Origin of the sequence: Lysobacter sp. CCNWLW3, from assembly GCF_036697405.1 — a bacterium.
Taxonomy (GTDB): domain Bacteria; phylum Pseudomonadota; class Gammaproteobacteria; order Xanthomonadales; family Xanthomonadaceae; genus Lysobacter.
The window spans coordinates 111373-126746 of the sequence record NZ_JBAHWA010000004.1 but is presented as its reverse complement, the minus strand read 5'-3'; the positions used below and the strand labels follow the sequence as shown (position 1 = coordinate 126746).

At 70.9% G+C, this 15374-nt stretch carries 16 protein-coding genes and 1 tRNA gene; 8 read left to right on the top strand and 9 right to left on the bottom strand.

Annotated features, from left to right (window positions below):
* Positions 1 to 10: 10 nt before the first annotated feature.
* Together V1318_RS09480 and V1318_RS09475 are read right to left on the bottom strand one after the other, a co-directional pair.
* Positions 11 to 868, bottom strand: a complete 858-nt coding sequence (locus V1318_RS09480; protein WP_332939395.1) for a DUF2145 domain-containing protein — start codon at positions 866 to 868, stop codon at positions 11 to 13.
* Positions 865 to 1305, bottom strand: coding sequence for a hypothetical protein (locus V1318_RS09475; RefSeq protein WP_332939394.1), 441 nt, complete (start codon positions 1303 to 1305; stop codon positions 865 to 867). The genes V1318_RS09480 and V1318_RS09475 overlap by 4 nt, the downstream gene beginning before the upstream one ends.
* Positions 1306 to 1417: 112 nt before the next feature.
* Between V1318_RS09475 and V1318_RS09470 the strand changes: the two genes are divergently transcribed.
* Positions 1418 to 2161 carry a helix-turn-helix transcriptional regulator gene (locus V1318_RS09470; RefSeq protein ID WP_332939393.1) on the top strand — a complete coding sequence of 248 codons (744 nt, stop codon included), beginning with the start codon at positions 1418 to 1420 and terminating at the stop codon, positions 2159 to 2161.
* A 132-nt stretch (positions 2162 to 2293) separates the two neighbouring features.
* On the opposite strand, the gene ppk2 is transcribed toward V1318_RS09470, so the two are convergent.
* From ppk2 to hemA, 7 genes are all read right to left on the bottom strand, one after another.
* Positions 2294 to 3070, bottom strand: coding sequence for a polyphosphate kinase 2 (ppk2, locus tag V1318_RS09465; protein WP_332939392.1), 777 nt, complete (start codon positions 3068 to 3070; stop codon positions 2294 to 2296).
* The gene (locus V1318_RS09460; RefSeq protein ID WP_332939391.1) at positions 3067 to 3435 is read right to left on the bottom strand and encodes a helix-turn-helix domain-containing protein; all 369 of its coding nucleotides are present in this window, start codon (positions 3433 to 3435) and stop codon (positions 3067 to 3069) included. Before V1318_RS09460 ends, ppk2 begins: the two co-directional genes overlap by 4 nt.
* Positions 3436 to 3440: 5 nt before the next feature.
* Positions 3441 to 3974 carry a molybdenum cofactor biosynthesis protein B gene (gene moaB, locus V1318_RS09455; RefSeq protein ID WP_332939390.1) on the bottom strand — a complete coding sequence of 178 codons (534 nt, stop codon included), beginning with the start codon at positions 3972 to 3974 and terminating at the stop codon, positions 3441 to 3443.
* Positions 3975 to 4190: 216 nt separating this feature from the next.
* On the bottom strand, positions 4191 to 5915 hold the full coding sequence (locus V1318_RS09450) for a tetratricopeptide repeat protein (protein WP_332939388.1): 1725 nt from the start codon (positions 5913 to 5915) through the stop codon (positions 4191 to 4193).
* A gap of 13 nt (positions 5916 to 5928) precedes the next feature.
* Positions 5929 to 6384: a GNAT family N-acetyltransferase gene (locus V1318_RS09445; RefSeq protein WP_332939387.1), complete on the bottom strand. Its 456-nt coding sequence runs from the start codon at positions 6382 to 6384 to the stop codon at positions 5929 to 5931.
* A 177-nt stretch (positions 6385 to 6561) separates the two neighbouring features.
* Positions 6562 to 7644: a peptide chain release factor 1 gene (gene prfA, locus V1318_RS09440; RefSeq protein ID WP_332939386.1), complete on the bottom strand. Its 1083-nt coding sequence runs from the start codon at positions 7642 to 7644 to the stop codon at positions 6562 to 6564.
* Positions 7645 to 7707: 63 nt separating this feature from the next.
* Positions 7708 to 9024, bottom strand: coding sequence for a glutamyl-tRNA reductase (hemA, locus tag V1318_RS09435; protein WP_332939385.1), 1317 nt, complete (start codon positions 9022 to 9024; stop codon positions 7708 to 7710).
* Positions 9025 to 9311: 287 nt separating this feature from the next.
* Between hemA and V1318_RS09430 the strand changes: the two genes are divergently transcribed.
* The 7 genes from V1318_RS09430 (at position 9312) to pth (ending at position 15370) form a co-directional block, all read left to right on the top strand.
* Positions 9312 to 10916: a tetratricopeptide repeat protein gene (locus V1318_RS09430; protein ID WP_332939563.1), complete on the top strand. Its 1605-nt coding sequence runs from the start codon at positions 9312 to 9314 to the stop codon at positions 10914 to 10916.
* On the top strand, positions 10913 to 11911 hold the full coding sequence (gene lolB / locus V1318_RS09425; protein WP_332939384.1) for a lipoprotein insertase outer membrane protein LolB: 999 nt from the start codon (positions 10913 to 10915) through the stop codon (positions 11909 to 11911). The genes V1318_RS09430 and lolB overlap by 4 nt, the downstream gene beginning before the upstream one ends.
* Before the next feature lie 31 nt (positions 11912 to 11942).
* Positions 11943 to 12851: a 4-(cytidine 5'-diphospho)-2-C-methyl-D-erythritol kinase gene (ispE, locus tag V1318_RS09420; RefSeq protein WP_332939383.1), complete on the top strand. Its 909-nt coding sequence runs from the start codon at positions 11943 to 11945 to the stop codon at positions 12849 to 12851.
* A tRNA-Gln gene (locus tag V1318_RS09415) sits at positions 12814 to 12890 on the top strand. Before ispE ends, V1318_RS09415 begins: the two co-directional genes overlap by 38 nt.
* 95 nt (positions 12891 to 12985) lie before the next feature.
* Complete coding sequence (locus V1318_RS09410) at positions 12986 to 13945, top strand: ribose-phosphate diphosphokinase (RefSeq protein WP_332939562.1); 960 nt, start codon at positions 12986 to 12988, stop codon at positions 13943 to 13945.
* 127 nt (positions 13946 to 14072) lie between these two features.
* Positions 14073 to 14729 (top strand): 50S ribosomal protein L25/general stress protein Ctc, encoded by a 657-nt coding sequence (locus tag V1318_RS09405; protein WP_332939382.1) that lies wholly within the window; start codon positions 14073 to 14075, stop codon positions 14727 to 14729.
* 59 nt (positions 14730 to 14788) lie between these two features.
* Complete coding sequence (pth, locus tag V1318_RS09400) at positions 14789 to 15370, top strand: aminoacyl-tRNA hydrolase (protein WP_332939381.1); 582 nt, start codon at positions 14789 to 14791, stop codon at positions 15368 to 15370.
* The last annotated feature ends 4 nt before the right edge of the window (positions 15371 to 15374 follow it).

The following is a 15374-nucleotide window of genomic DNA, read 5'->3' as shown; positions in this document are numbered from 1 at the left end:
GCGCGCCGGCTCAGGCCGGCCCGGGCGTGGCCAGCAGGCGTCCGTTGCGCCATTCGCGTTGCTCGCTGGCATGGCCGCGACGCTGCAGGTAATCGAAGATCGAGCGCACCGTGATCACGGGGTACTCGCCCGACAGGCGCGTGCCCACCGGATGGTCGGTGAAGGCCGCATTGACCGAGAACAGCCCGCCGAGCACGCGCTTGGAATAGGGGATGTGGATGCGATCGGGCCGGAAGCCGTCGCGCCGGGCCCAGGCGTAGGCGCCGCGGCGGTCGGCCATGTCTTCGCCCTCGGCCGCGCTCGCGGCCAGCAGCTCCAGCACCCAGGCGGTGGAGTTCTGGTAGTCGTCGCTGCCCGGGCGCGCGATCAGGCTGTAGCGCGGTTGGTGCAGGCTGCGCCGCGGCAGCGCGCGCAACCGCGCCGCCAGGCGCTGCGCCTGCGCCGGCTGCAGCCAGACGATGCGCGCGTCCTGGTTGACCAGGTCGTCGCTGAAGAAATTGACCAGGCCCTGGGCGTACAGGTGCGAGCGGTCGCTGCCGCATTCGTTGAGCAGGTGGACCGCGGTCCAGCGTCCGTTCGGGTGATCGCGCACGACGAAACCGACATGGCTGTAGACCAGGCCCTGCGCCGACAGGTCGGTGCCCACGCGCGCGACCAGGGCCACCGGCGCGTCGCGCTCGTCCAGGGCCGCGGCCACGCGCAAGGCGGTGGCCGCGGCGGCGGCGACCTGGTCGGCCGCCACCGTCCGGTTGTCGCAGCGGGTGCCGGCGACGGCCGGCGGCGGCGCGATGGCCGCCGTGCAGAGCGCGGCGGCGAGGACGAGGCTGCGCCAGGGAAGCAGGCCGGGGCTGCGCACGGTCTCGCTCAACCGATGCGCCGGCTGTGCAACAGCTCGCGCGCGCGATCGTTGGGGACGAAACACAAAGCCTGGCCGCCGGCACTGAGCACCCAGCCCGCCGCCACCGCGCTGACCACGACCGCCTGGCCGACGCGCAGCCCCACGGCCTTGGCCGCCTCCGCCGACAGATAGACCACGAAGGACGCGCCGACGCCCACCGCCGAGACCGTGACCGCCACGCCCTGGGCGCTGGCGCCGATGCCGGTGATCGCGAACTTGCCGCCCTCCGACAAGGCCAGCGAGACCGCGGCCGGCACTTCCACCGACGCCGCCAGGCTGGCTTCGGACTGGCGGCTGGCGCCGTCGGATTGCGCGGCCGCAAAAGCTGGCGTCCCTGCCAGCAGGCCAGCGGCGGCCGAAACGACCAGGACGAGGGGGAAACTCCAGCGTGGGACGTTCCTAGGCATCGCGCTTGCTCGTCAGGGTCTGGGGTACACGCTGGGCGGCGCGGCATGGGTTTGCAACGCGCATCGGCGAGGTGGCTCCCGCAGGTCCGCCGGGTAGCGTATTTTTATACCCATGGCCCTGTCCCTAGAACTCGTCGACGCCCTCAAGCGCTTCCTGCGCGCGCAGGACCTCACTTACCGCGACCTCGCGACCCGGCTCAAGCTCAGCGAGGCGGCGGTCAAGCGCATGTTCTCCAAGCGCGCGATGAGCCTGGAGCGGCTGGAGCAGATCTGCGACGTGCTGGATATCGGCCTGGCCGAACTCAGCGTCGAAGCCGCGCGCGGGCGCAAGGTGATGGCCGAGCTCAGCCAGGCGCAGGAGCAGGCCCTGGTCGACGACCCCGCGCTGCTGCTGGCCGCGTTCCTGACCTTGAACCGCTGGAAGCAGGCGGACGTGCAGGAGCATTTCCTGTTCGACGACGCGCAGTGGACCGGGCTGCTGGTGCGGCTGGACCGGCTCGGCATCATCGAGCTGATGCCCGGCAACCGCGGCCGCCCGCTGACCGCGCGCAATTTCCGCTGGCGCGCCGACGGCCCGATGGAGCGTTATTTCCGCCTGAACCTGCTCGGTGATTTCTTCGCCGACCCCTTCGACGGCGAGCAGGACGTGCTGCTGTTGCTCAGCGGCAGCCTGAGCCCCGCCGGCATCCGCCAGCTCAAGCAGCGCCTGGGCGAGGTCGCGCGCGAGTTCGACGCGCTGCTGGCGCGCGACGCCGCCCTGAGCGCGCGCGAGCGCGTCGGCGTGAGCCTGGTGCTGGCGCAGAAGCCGTGGCTGCTGCAGCTGTTCCATCCGTATCGGCGCTCGCAGGCGGGGTAGGCGCTGCTGCGAACGCGAGGGCGGGTTCTTCGGTGAAGCGATCGCGGCTTACGCCGCTCCCACAAACGCTGCCTCGCGTTTTCTGTGGGAGCGGCGTAAGCCGCGATCGTCATTCCGAACGGCCGCGCCGCCTCACTTCTTCTTGTTCGCGATCGGCTTGAGCGCGCCGTAGCGTTCCTTCTTCGGTTTGCCCGGCAGCGGCGGGAACTCCAGGGTGCTCTGCGGCAGCTTGTGCTCCGGCGCGCGCGACAGCAGATCGCGGATCAGGCTCAGGCGGCCCTGGCGCTGGTCGTTGAAATCGACCAGGGTCCACGGCGCATGCTTGCTGTGGGTGGCCGCGAGCATGGTTTCGCGGGCACGGGTGTAGTCGTCGTAGTGCTTGCGTGCCTCGACGTCGATCGACGACAGCTTCCAGCGCTTGAGCGGGTCGGCCAGGCGCTCGGCGAAGCGTTCTTCCTGCTCGGCCTGATCGCAGCACAGCCAGTACTTGAACAGCACGATGCCGTCGTCGGTGAGCAGCTTCTCGAACGCGGGCGCCTGCTTGAGGAAGGCGGCGACCTGGTCGGGCTTGGCGAAGCCCATCACCTGCTCGACCCCGGCGCGGTTGTACCAGCTGCGGTCGAACAGCACGATCTCGCCGGCCGCGGGCAGGTGCGGCACGTAGCGCTGGAAATACCACTGCGTGCTTTCGCGGTCGTTGGGCTTGGGCAGGGCCACGACATGGCACTGGCGCGGGTTGAGGTGTTCGGTGATGGCGCTGATCGCGCCGCCCTTGCCGGCGGTGTCGCGGCCCTCGAACAGGATCACCACGCGCCGACCGCTGTGCTGGACCCAGCGCGCGACATCGGCCAATTCCAGCTGCAGCGCTTCGAGCTGGGTCTCGTAGTCCTTGCGCTTGAGCTTGCTCATCGCCCGGCCTTCTTCTTGGCCGGCGCGCGCGGCGCGCGGCTGCGCTTGGTGCCGGCCATCGCGGTCGCGACTTCCAGCAAGGCGCCCTGCTGGGTGGTGCCGAGCGCGCGGTAGGCCGCGAGCAGGTCGTGCTCGCCCTGGGTGCGGGCAGGGTCGAAGGTGCTGGCCAGCTCCGACAGCAACGCGCCGGCGGGCACGCCGAAGGTACGCGCGAGCGCGTCCAGCTGATCCTTGCCGGGCAGCTTGTCGCCCTGCAGCCAGGCGCTGACGGTGGCCACGCCCGCGCGCGGGATGGCGGTGGCGATATCGGCGGCGTTCATGCCGCGGGCCTTGGCGAGCAGGCGCAAGGTGGTGCCTAGCGGCATGGCGATCACTCCTTGTGAGCGGGTTCGAGCAGGCGGGGACGCAGCGTGGCCAGATTGCAGGGCCGGGTGCGGGCATCGAGCTGGGCGCGGATGATCCGCTCCCAGGCGGTGCGGCAGGCCGAGGTCGAGCCGGGCAGGCAGAACACGAAGCTGCCGTTGGCCAGGCCGGCGAAGGCGCGCGACTGCAGGGTCGAGGTGCCGATCTCTTCGAAGCTGAGCGCGCGGAACAGCTCGCCGAAGCCCGGCATTTCCTTGTCCAGCAACGGCAGCAGCGCTTCGGGCGTGGAGTCGCGGCCGGTGAAGCCGGTGCCGCCGGTGACCAGGATGCCGTCGACTTCGCGGTCGGCGATCCACTGCGACACCGCGGCGCGCAATCGGTAGCGGTCGTCGGGCAGCAGCTTGCGCTCGAACAGCCGGTGTCCGGCCTCGCTCAGCGCCTGCACCAGGTAGTCGCCGGAGCTGTCTTCGGCCAGGGTGCGCGAGTCCGATACGGTCAGCACGCACAGTCGCAAGGGAATGAAATCGCGTTCTGCGGTCATGGCGCGAAGCCTGGGCTGGGGGCTGAAAAAAAGCAAATCCGCCACGGTCGCGGCGAGCCGAACGAGTCGTGAGCGGACAGGGCCGCCACCGCAACAGCAAATCCCCCTCGATCCCCTTTTGCAAAGGGGGAAGACCAGCAAGGGCGATGGACACTCGTCGGAGTCGACGGTTCCCCCCTTTGCAAAAGGGGGGCTAGGGGGGACTTGCTTTGCGCTTTACCCGTGCACCGACAATGCCGTCGGCGCCAAGCCCCGCCGATGCCGCTGCGCCATCGCCACGACCGCCGCGGTGAAGTCGATGGCGAACCCGGCCATATCGAACACGCCGCTGTCGGCGCGCCGCTGCGCGAGCTCGGCGCGCAGCGCGGCCCGTGCCGCCGGATCGCGGCCCAGCGCGACCGCGCGGGCGATGAAGGCCGCGTCGTCGTCGACGTTCAACGTGTCCAGGCCGAGGTGATGGTTCAGGCTGCCGGCCACGCGCGCGGCGAAGGTCGCGCCCGGGCGTGTCAGCACCGCGCAGCCGGCCCATAGCGCGTCGGAGGCGGTGGTGTGGGCGTTGTAGGGTTCGGTGTCGAGGAACAGATCGGCGTGCCGCAGCCGCGCCAGGTAATCGGCATGCGGTTGCTTGGGCATGAACACCAGCCGCTGCGGCGCCACGCCCAGCGCCTGCGCGAACGCGCGCAGGCGCGCGTCGGCCTCGCCCGGGCCGGACAGCAGCCACAGCACGCTGTCCGGCACCTCGCGCAGCACCGCCAGGGCCCGGCCCATGCTGCGCGGGTTGAGCTTGTAGCTGTTGTTGAAGCAGGCGAACACCGTGCCGGTGTCGGGCAAGCCGCAGTCGGCGCGCGCCGGCGGCGGCAGAAGCGCGCGCGCGGTGTCGGAGGGCTGGAAGCAACGCGGCAGCCAGGCCACGGCCTCGCTGTAGTGCGGCGCCATCCACTCGGGCAGGGCGTAGCGGTCGGCCAGCACGTAGTCGATCCAGGGCGCGCCCGAGCTGCCGGGATAGGCCAGCCAGTTCACCTGCACCGGCGCCGGCCGCATTGCCAGCGCCTCCGGCACGCCGCCGCCGCCCCAGCCGCGCAGGTCGAACAGCACCTCGATGGCGGTGCCGCGGATCGCCGCGGCGACCTGCGCATGCGCGCGCTGCGAGACGTCGTGCAGCGTATGCGCGGCCGCGTGCAGGCGTCGCCGCACCGGGCCGCCGTCGTCGCCGTTGAGCGCGAACAGATGCAGTTCCAGGCCGGGCCGCGACTTCAGCGCCTCGAACAAAGCGACCGTCAGCAGCCCGGTCGGATGCGCGCCGAAACCGTTGGAGAGGAAACCGACCCGCACCGGCGCGCCGTCGTCGGCAGGCGCGGGCGGGGCGGGCAGGGGCCGCACGGCGCGCGCGATCTCGCCGGCGCGCAGGCGCGCGCAGCGCAGCTGCTCGGCGGCGTCGGCGTCCTCGCTGAGGAAGGCGAAGGGCTCCACCGCGGCGCGGCCGGCGGCGACCGCATCGCGGACCTGGCGCGACAGCGCATCCAGATCGCGCCAGTCGCAGAGCTTGCGCCGCCAGGCCAGCAGGTAGGCGGCCAGCTGCGGCTCGTCCGGCGCCAGCGCATGCGCGCGCGCATAGGCCTGGGACGCTGCCTCGGCCTGTCCGGTGTCTTCCAGCGCATGGCCCAGCCAGACCGCGATGCCTGGATGGTCGGGCGCATTGCGCGCGGCCTCGCGCAGGCTCGCGACCGCGTCCTCGCGCCGGCCCAGCATCCACTGCGCGCGGCCCAATCGCGCCAGCGCTTCCGGATGGCCCGGGCGCAGGGCGAGCGCGCGCTGGGCCGCGCTCGCGCCGGCCGCGGCGTCGCCGGCGTCGAGCTCGTGTTCGGCCAGCACGATCCAGGCGATGGCGTCGCCGGGGTTGCGTTGCAGGGCCAGGCGCAGTTCGGCGCGCGGATCGCTCAAGGCCGGGTCCGGCTCAGGCCGCGGTCAGCGGCAGGTGGTAGCGCAGGGTGCCGTCGTAGCGCTGCCAGCCGGCGGCGTCGTACAGCGCCTGCGCGGTCGCGTTGTCGGGATTGGTTTCCAGTTCCAGCCGCACCGCGCCATCGGCGCGGGCGAAATCGGCCGCCGCGTCCAGCAGCGCCTGGGCCACGCCGCGGCGGCGCGCGTCGGCTTCGACGAACAGATCGTTGAGCACCCACACCCGCGCCGCGCGCACCGAGGAGAAGCTCGGATAGAGCTGGGTGAAGCCGGCCGGGGCGCCGTCGAGTTCGGCCAGGAACACCACCGATTCGTCGCGCTGCAGGCGCTGGGCGATGAAGGCGCGCGAGACGGCCGGGTCGTAGCGCTGGGTGTAGAAGTGACGGTAGCGGTCGAACAGCGGCGCGAGGGCGTCGAGATCGTCGAGGCTGGCGCGACGGGTGGTGGGGCTCATGGGCGATCGATCCGACGAGGGAAGTCGGATTATGGCGCCGCCTCAAGCGCGCGGCGATAGTCCCCGCGATGCCTGTGGGAGCGGCGTAAGCCGCGATCGCGGAGTAACCGATGGCGGCGCAAGCCTGGAAGATCGCGATCGCGGCTTACGCCGCTCCCACAAAAGGCCGAGCCGCGATCAATCGTTGGTCAAACGCGCCAACTCGTCGGCCTGATGCTCCTGCATCAGGCGCGCGACCAGCGCGTCCAGCTCGCCGGCGATCACGTTGGGCAGGTCGTACAGGGTCAGGCCCTCGACGCGGTGATCGGTGATCCGCCCCTGCGGGAAGTTGTAGGTGCGGATGCGCTGGCTGCGGTCGCCGCTGCCGACCTGGAGCTTGCGGGTCTCGGCCTGGGCGGCCGCGGCCTTGGCGATCTGCGCCTCGGCCAGCATCGCCTTCAGGCGCTTCATCGCCTTGTCGCGATTGGCGTGCTGGCTGCGCTCGGTCTGGCTTTCCACCACGATGCCGCTGGGCGCGTGGGTGATGCGGATCGCCGAGTCGGTCTTGTTGACGTGCTGGCCGCCGGCGCCGGAGGAACGGAAGGTGTCGATGCGCAGGTCGGCGGGGTTGATCTCGATCGGCTCGCCTTCGGGCTCGACCGGAATGATCGCCACCGTCGCCGCCGAGGTGTGGATGCGGCCCTGCGATTCGGTCTCGGGCACGCGCTGCACGCGGTGGGTGCCGGATTCGAACTTCAGGCGCGAATACGCGCCGCGGCCTTCGACTCGGGCGATGATTTCCTTATAGCCGCCGTGCTCGCCGGCGCTGGAGGACTCGATCTCGACCTTCCAGCCCTGGCGCTCGGCGTAGCGCGCGTACATGCGGAACAGGTCGCCGGCGAAGATCGCGGCTTCGTCGCCGCCGGTGCCGGCGCGCACTTCCAGGTACAGGTCGCCCTCGTCGCGCGGATCCTTGGGGATCAGGTGCGCCAGCAGTTCCGCGTCCAGGCGCAGCAGGCGTTCGCGCGCGGCGGCGATTTCCTCCTCGGCCAGCTCGCGCAGCTCCGGGTCGGCGCGCATGGCCTCGGCGGCGGTCAGGTCGGCCTTGGCGCGGGCTTCGTCGGCCAGCGCGGTCGCGACCGGCTCCAGTTGCGAGAACTCGCGCGAGAACTTGCGGAAGCGCTCGGCGTCGCCGATCACGCTGGGATCGGCGAGCAGGCGTTCGAGCTCCTCGCGGCGTTCGGCGAGGGCTTCCAGCTTGCGGCGCAGGGTAGGGGTCATGGGAGCCGGGAATGGGGAATCGAGAATGGAGAATCGGTAAAGCGAAAACAGCGGTAGGCGACGCTAAGGGTCGCCGAGCGAATCGCTCCCGCTGCCGTGGCTCTTATCGATTCCCGATTCCCCATTGCCGATTCCCGGCACGTCGGGGAACAACTTGTCCGCCGCCCGCGCCAGTTCGGCGTTGCCGCTCAGCGCGGCCTCGCGCAGGGCGATGGTCGGCGCGTGCAGCAGTCGGTTGGTCAGGGTGTGGGCGAGGAAGTTCAGCACCTCGGCCGGGTCCTGCCCGGCGTCGAGCTGCTGCCTGGCCTTGGCCAGCACTTCGGCGCGCGCGGCCTCGCCGTGCGCGCGCAGGCGCTTGAGCGGGGCGGTGCGGGTGCTCGCGGCCATGGTCTCGACGAAGCGCGCGACCTGCAGGTCGACGATGGCCTCGGCTTCGGTCGCCGCTTCGCGGCGGCTGCGGCGGTTGTCTTCGATCGCGCGTTCCAGATCGTCGACGGTGTACAGGAAGGTGTCCTTGAGCTCGGCCACGTCGGGCGCGATGTCGCGCGGCACCGCCAGGTCCAGCAGCAGCATCGGCCGGTGCTTGCGGGTGGCCAGGGCGGCGGCGACCTGCGGCCGGCGCAGGATCGGTTCGCGGCTGGCGGTGGCCGACAGGACGATGTCGGCCTCGCCGAGGTGGCGGTCGAGTTCCGACAGCGGCAGGGCCACGCCGCCGTGGCGGGTGGCCAGGTCCTGGGCGTGGCTGAGGGTGCGGTTGGCGATCAGCAGGCGCTTGGCCTTGGCCTGCACCAGGTGGCGCGCGGCCAGTTCGATGGTCTCGCCGGCGCCGATCAGTAGCACCGTCGAGTCCTCCAGACGGGCGAAGGATTCCTGCGCCAGGCGCACCGCGGCCGAGGCCACCGAGACCGGGTTGGCGCCGATGCGGGTGTCGGTGCGCGCGCGCTTGGCGGTCGAGAACGCCTGCTGGAACAGGCGGTCGAGCTGGCTGCCCAGGCTGCCGGCGCTGCGCGCGATGGCCCAGGCGTCCTTGACCTGGCCGAGGATCTGCGGCTCGCCCAGGACCAGCGAATCCAGGCCGGTCGCGACCCGGAACAGGTGGCGCACGGCCTCGGCGTCGCGATGGCGGTAGAGGTAGGCGTGCAGATCGCCCATGTCGTCCGGATGCGTGGCCAGCCAGTCCGCCAGGGCGCGGCCGTCGTCGGCGGCGACCGCGTACAGCTCGGTGCGGTTGCAGGTCGACAGCAGCGCCACTTCGCTCACCTGCGGCAGCGCGCGCAAGGCCTCCAGCGCCGCGGGCACGGCCTCGGACGAGAACGCCACGCGCTCACGCAGGCTGACCGGCGCGGTCTGGTGATTGATGCCTAGGACGAACAAGCTCATCGGAACGCGACGCGTCCTGGGACAGGGGCCGACGGCGGTCGACGGGGCGAGGTGGGGGACATCCGTTCAGGTGCTTGCGATAAGCTGCGGGCTGCTGAAGGCCGCCATTCTACCGGCCCTGTTGGTTTCGACGGATTCTAATGAGTTCGATGTCGATGGATTCGATGGGTTCGATTCACTCCGTCTCAAGCCGCCGCGCGCCGTCGCGGGCGCTGAGCGCCCTTGCCGGCGCCGTCCTGGCGGTGCTGCTGGCCCCCGTGGTGGCGGCGCCCGCGGCCAAGCCGGCCCTGAACCTGCCCGCCGACGCCTCGGCCGCCACCAGCGCGGCCCTGGAGCCGCTGCTGACCGGCGAGTTCGCGCTCCAGGCCGGCAAGCTCAAGGAGGCCGCGACCGCCTACGCCGCGGCCGCCCGCGCCGCCCAGGACAAGGAACTGGCCGCGCGCGCCACCGACATCGCGATCGTGGCCAAGGAAGACAAGCTGGCCGCCGAATCGCTGGCGCTGTGGCGCGAGCTGGGCGGCGACGGCGCGCCCCTGCTGGCTTCGCAGGCGATCCTGGCCCTGCGCGGCGGCGACGAACGCGCCGCCCTGCGCGACCTCGACCGGCTGATGCTGGCCGACGAGACCGGCTGGCGCCGCGTGCTGGGCGTGCTCTCCACCGGCTCCAAGGACCCGCAGCAGGCCGCGCGCCTGCTGGAAAAGCTGATCGACGGCAGCGAAATGCCCAAGGACCTGATGGCCTGGGTCGCGTTCGGCCTGTACGCCCAGCGCCTGGACCAGCCCAAGCTGACCGAGCGCATCGTCGGCGAAGTGGTGCGGCGCTTCCCCGGCAATCCGCGCGTGAGCCTGCTGCGCGCCAGCCAGTTGCGCGAGGACGGCAAGAAGGACGAGGCCCGCACGGTGCTGGAGTCGATCGCCGGCCAGGCCGAGACCGATCCGCAGATGCGCGGCCTGATCGCGCAGGAATACGACGCCCTGGGCGACCTGCCCGCGGCCGCCGCGATCCTGGGCCGCGGCCCGCAGGACGACCAGACCTATGCCTTGCGCGCCTCGCTGTTGGCGCGCGCCGAGGACAAGGCGACCCTGACCACGCTCTACGACGAGCTGCGCCGCAACGCCGCCAAGCCCGAGCCGGGCCGGCGCCTGCTGCTGGGCCAGATCGCCGAGTTCCTGGAGCGCAACGACGAGGCCCTGGACTGGTACCGCGGCGTGCCCGGCGGCCCGCAGCGCTGGGTCGCGCGCCTGCGCGCGGCCAACGTCCTGCACGAACTCAAGCGCGCCGACGAGGCCTACGCGGCCCTGCGCGCGCTGCAGTCCGACGCCTCGGCCGAGGACGACACCCGCCGCGACGCCTACCTGCTCGAGGCCGCGCTGCGCGCCGAGGACAAGAACGAGGCCGGCGAGCTCGACGCCTTCGCGCGCGGCCTGGCCGCGTTCCCGGACGAGCCGGAAGTGCTGTACGCGCGCGCCCTGAGCTACGAGCGCCGCGACGACGTCGCCCGCGCCGAGGCCGATTTCCGCCGCATCCTGGTCGCCGAGCCCGACAGCGTGGCCGCGCTCAACGCGCTGGGTTACACCCTGGCCGACCGCACCACCCGCTATCAGGAAGCGCTGGAGCTGATCCAGCGCGCGCGCACCGCCGAGCCCGACAACGCCGCCATCATCGACAGCTACGGCTGGGTGCTCTACCGCCTGGGCCGCAACCAGGAAGCGCTGGTCGAATTGCGCCGCGCCCTGACCCTGCAGAAGGATCCGGAGATCGCCGCGCATCTGGCCGAGGTGCTGTGGGCGGTCGGCAAGAAGGACGAGGCGCGCAAGTATTTCGAACAGGCGCGCAAGCTGGATCCCGACAACCGCGCCCTCAAGCGCGCCCTGGAAAAGACCGGCGCATGAAGGCGCGGGCGCTGACCGTGGCGGCCCTGGCCGTGCTGCTGAGCGCCTGCGCGGGGCAGGCCGTGCGCGGTCCGGCGCCGCCGCTGGCGCCCGCCGCTGCCGAGGCCGCCCAGTCCGCGCGCGAGAGCGAGTTGCGCGCTCAGACCGGGTGGTCGCTGAGCGGCCGCATCGCGCTCAGCAACGGCCGCAACGGCGGCTCCGGGCGGATCGAATGGCGGCAGGACGGCGACCGCTACGAAGTCGCGCTCAGCGCCCCGGTGACCCGGCAGAGCTGGCGCCTGAGCGGCGACGCGACCGGTGCGCGCCTGGAAGGCGTGGACGGCGGCCCGCGCAGCGGCACCGACGCGGCCGCATTGCTCCGCGACGCCACCGGCTGGGAGATTCCGGTCGCGGCTCTGAGCGACTGGGTGCGCGGCCTGCGCGCCGTGGGCCAGGGGCCAGCGAGCGTGCGCTACGGCGCCGACGGCCGCCCGGCCCGAATCGAGCAAGGCGGCTGGACTATCGATTACCGCTGGCCGGCGACCGCCGCCCCCGGGTTGCCGTCGCGGGTGGATGCGGTTCGCGGCGAGGCCAAGGTGAAGTTGATCGTGGACGAGTGGGAGAGCGCCGCTGCCGCCCCGACGATCCAGCTTCCGCGCACCGCTGCCGCCCCCTCGGCCTGGCTTCCCTTGCGGGGAGCGCTCACGGCCGAGCTGCGTGCGGAGCTGTCGACGCTGAATCTGGCCGATCCTGCCGCCGACCTGGCCGCCAATCTCGCTGCCGGCGATCGGCGCGCAATCGGCGTTTGCGGCTATGCCTGCGACGTGCCCGAACTAAGCGTCGATGCGCAAGCCAGGCTCGGCGCGCGCATGCTCGCAGGCACCAACGATGTCATCGAGAACGACGAGCATGGGATGCTGATGCGGCAGGCTTCGGTCTACGCGTCCACCTACAATCGCGCGCTCGGCGCTTGGCTGCAGGCGCAAACGCCGACCGCATCCGCCTTGTCCGACTGATCCCGTCGTTCCCCGATCCACCGCTCCCGCCATGTCCGCCCCCCTCGAACACCCCTGGTCGCTCTGGCCCGCCCCGGCCAAGCTGAACCTGTTCCTGCGCATCACCGGCCGCCGCGCCGACGGCTACCACCTGCTGCAAACCATGTTCCGTCTCCTGGATTGGGGAGACTCGATTCGCCTGCGCGTGCGCGACGACGGCCGCATCGTGCGTCATGGCGCCTCGGTCGCGGGCGTATCGGAAGATCAGGACCTGACCGTCCGCGCCGCCAAGCTCTTAAAAGAAGCGTCTAACGTCACTCAAGGTGCCGATATCGTCATCGAAAAGCGCATTCCGGCCGGCGGCGGCTTCGGCGGTGGCTCGTCCGATGCGGCGACCGTGCTGGTCGCCCTGGACGCACTCTGGGGCACCGGCCTGGGCGTGGAGCGCCTGGCCGAGCTGGGTTTGCAGCTGGGTGCGGACGTGCCGGTGTTCGTGCGCGGCGACAATGCCTGGGCCGAAGGCGTGGGCGAGGCCCTGTCGCCGGTCGCTCTGGCGCCGGCCTGGTACCTGCTCGCCGACCCCGGCGTGCATGCGCCGACCGCGGCCCTATTCCAATCTCCTGAATTGACGCGGGATGCCGCGCCCGCGACAATGTCGGACTTCGTTTCGGGTATGCCGCTCGGGAATGCGTTCGAGCCGGTTCTGCGCCTGCGCGAGCCGGCTGTGGAAGCCGCGTTCGTCGCCTTGGCGCGAGTCGGTTCGCCGCGTCTGACCGGCTCCGGCAGCGGCTGTTTCGTCGAGTTCGCCACGCGCGAATCCGCCGAGGCGGCGCTGGCGGCCCTGCCTTCCGGTCTTCGGGCCTGGACGGCGGCCGGCGTCGCGCGGTCTCCGTTGCACGCCGTACTCGAAACACACCTTATGCAGGGGCGTCGCCAAGAGGCCCAAGGCACCAGGTTTTGATCCTGGCATCCGTAGGTTCGAATCCTACCGCCCCTGCCAGCAACACCCCAATGTAAAGGCCCGATCCGGCCCAGACCTCCGGATCGGACATGGACGTCGCCCGCCACGGTCAGAGCGAAGCGGAGAAGACAAAAGTGCACAACGATCGCAGCCTGCTGGTATTCAGCGGCAACGCCAACCGCCCGCTCGCCCTGGCGGTGTGCAAGGAACTCGGCATCCGTCTCGGCAAGGCGCTGGTCGGCCGGTTTTCCGACGGCGAAGTGCAGGTCGAGATCGAAGAGAACGTGCGCCGCCAGGAGGTGTTCGTCATTCAGCCGACGAACGCGCCGACGGCCGAGAACTTCATGGAACTGCTGGTCCTGATCGACGCGCTCAAGCGCGCATCGGTGACCAGCGTGACCGCGGTGGTGCCGTACTTCGGCTACGCCCGCCAGGATCGCCGCATGCGCTCCTCGCGCGTGCCGATCACGGCCAAGGTCGCGGCCAAGATGTTCGGCGCGGTCGGCGCCGACCGGGTGCTCACGGTCGATCTGCATGCGGATCAGATCCAGGGCTTCTTCGACATCCCGGTCGACAACGTCTACGCCTCGCCGCTGCTGCTGGCCGATATCTGGCGCGCGCACGGCACCGACAACATGGTGGTGGTGTCCCCCGACGTGGGCGGCGTGGTCCGCGCCCGCGCGATCGCCAAGCGCCTCGACGACGCCGACCTGGCGATCATCGACAAGCGCCGGCCGCGCGCCAACGTCTCGACGGTGATGAACATCATCGGCGACGTGTCGGGCAAGACCTGCGTGCTGGTCGACGACATCGTCGACACCGCCGGCACCCTGTGCGCGGCCGCGGCCGCGCTCAAGGCGCAGGGCGCGACCAAGGTGGTCGCGTACTGCACCCATCCGGTGCTGTCGGGCGCGGCGATCGACAACGTGACCCGTTCGCAGCTGGACGAGCTGGTGGTGACCGATACCATCCCGCTCACCGACGCGGCCCGGGCCTGCGGCCGTATCCGCCAGCTCAGCGTGGCCGAGCTGCTGGCCGAAACCATCCGCCGCATCGCCTTCGGCGAGTCGGTGAGTTCGCTGTACGTCGACTGACGGAAGCGGACCGACGAAATCCGCGCTTCCGGCCCCGGCCGGGAGCGCAACACCGCTCACCTGGTCGCGGGTGAGCGTTCTTTACCGCCGCGAGGCGGTTCAACGCAGTAAACGTGAGTAAACGAAAATGTCCGAACACATCATCAAGGCCACTGGCCGCAGCGTCGAGGGTAAGGGTGCGAGCCGCCGCCTGCGTCGCGCCGCCAGCATCCCGGCCATCATCTACGGCGGCAAGGCCGCTCCGCAGCCGGTCCAGCTCGACCACGAGAAGGTCTGGCTGGCCAGCCAGAACGAGTGGTTCTACTCCTCGATCCTGACCCTGGACGTCGACGGCAAGTCCGAGAGCGTGCTGCTGCGCGATATGCAGCGCCACCCGTACAAGCAGATCATCATGCACCTGGACTTCCAGCGCGTGGATCAGAACCAGGCGATCCGCGTCGCCGTGCCGCTGCACTTCCTCAACGAGGACAAGTCGCCGGCCGGCAAGTCGGCCGACGTCGTGGTCACCCACGAGCTCAACGAAGTCGAAGTCAGCTGCCTGCCGAAGGACCTGCCGGAGTTCCTGGAAATCGACCTGTCCGCGCTGTCGGTCGGCGATATCGTCCACCTGTCGGAGATCAAGCTGCCCAAGGGCGTCGAGATCCCCGAGCTGAAGCTGGGCAAGGAACACGATGTCGCCATCGTGATCGCCAAGCACGGCAAGGAAGAAGTCGAGGCCCCGGCCGAGGCTCCGGCCGAAGTCCCGGCGGCCAAGGTCGCCAAGAAGGACGAAGACAAGAAGTGATCGCGAACCGGCGCGCCCTGACCGGCGCGCCGGTTCGCGTTCGCGGATTGTGCTGATCCATGGCGGGACTGCGCCTGATCGTCGGCCTGGGCAACCCCGGCGCCGAATACACCCGGACCCGGCACAACGCCGGGTTCTGGTTTGTGGACGCCGTGAACGAGAAGTTCGGCGGCCGGTTCGGCCTGGAATCCAAGCTGTTCGGCGAGACGGCCAAGGTCGAGATCGGCGGCCGTCCGGTCTGGCTGCTCAAGCCGGCCACGTTCATGAACCTGTCCGGCAAGTCCGTGACCGCGGCGCTGCGCTACTGGAAGATCGAGCCCGAGGAGGCGCTGCTGGCGCACGACGAGCTCGACCTGGCGCCGGGCATCGCGCGGCTCAAGTTCGACGGCGGCCACGGCGGCCAGAACGGCCTGCGCGACACCATCAAGCTGCTCGGGCACGGCAAGTTCCACCGCCTGCGCGTGGGCATCGGCCATCCCGGCCACAAGGACAAGGTCACCCCGTGGGTGCTGGGGCGGCCCGGCCGCGACGACGAGGCCTCGATCCTGCGTTCCATCGACGACGCCCTCGACGTGCTGCCGCTGGCGGTGCAGGGCGACGTCAACGAGGCGATGAAGCGACTGCATACGAGCCGAGATTAGGGAT

Bases quoted from the DNA above. Each gene is read 5' to 3' on its own strand.
- pth (WP_332939381.1), top strand. From the start codon at position 14,789: ATGGCGGGACTGCGCCTGATCGTCGGCCTGGGCAACCCCGGCGCCGAA.
- V1318_RS09405 (WP_332939382.1), top strand. From the start codon at position 14,073: ATGTCCGAACACATCATCAAGGCCACTGGCCGCAGCGTCGAGGGTAAG.
- ppk2 (WP_332939392.1), bottom strand. From the start codon at position 3,070: ATGAGCAAGCTCAAGCGCAAGGACTACGAGACCCAGCTCGAAGCGCTG.
- V1318_RS09475 (WP_332939394.1), bottom strand. From the start codon at position 1,305: ATGCCTAGGAACGTCCCACGCTGGAGTTTCCCCCTCGTCCTGGTCGTT.
- hemA (WP_332939385.1), bottom strand. From the start codon at position 9,024: ATGAGCTTGTTCGTCCTAGGCATCAATCACCAGACCGCGCCGGTCAGC.
- V1318_RS09470 (WP_332939393.1), top strand. From the start codon at position 1,418: ATGGCCCTGTCCCTAGAACTCGTCGACGCCCTCAAGCGCTTCCTGCGC.
- V1318_RS09445 (WP_332939387.1), bottom strand. From the start codon at position 6,384: ATGAGCCCCACCACCCGTCGCGCCAGCCTCGACGATCTCGACGCCCTC.
- lolB (WP_332939384.1), top strand. From the start codon at position 10,913: ATGAAGGCGCGGGCGCTGACCGTGGCGGCCCTGGCCGTGCTGCTGAGC.
- moaB (WP_332939390.1), bottom strand. From the start codon at position 3,974: ATGACCGCAGAACGCGATTTCATTCCCTTGCGACTGTGCGTGCTGACC.
- V1318_RS09460 (WP_332939391.1), bottom strand. From the start codon at position 3,435: ATGCCGCTAGGCACCACCTTGCGCCTGCTCGCCAAGGCCCGCGGCATG.
- ispE (WP_332939383.1), top strand. From the start codon at position 11,943: ATGTCCGCCCCCCTCGAACACCCCTGGTCGCTCTGGCCCGCCCCGGCC.
- prfA (WP_332939386.1), bottom strand. From the start codon at position 7,644: ATGACCCCTACCCTGCGCCGCAAGCTGGAAGCCCTCGCCGAACGCCGC.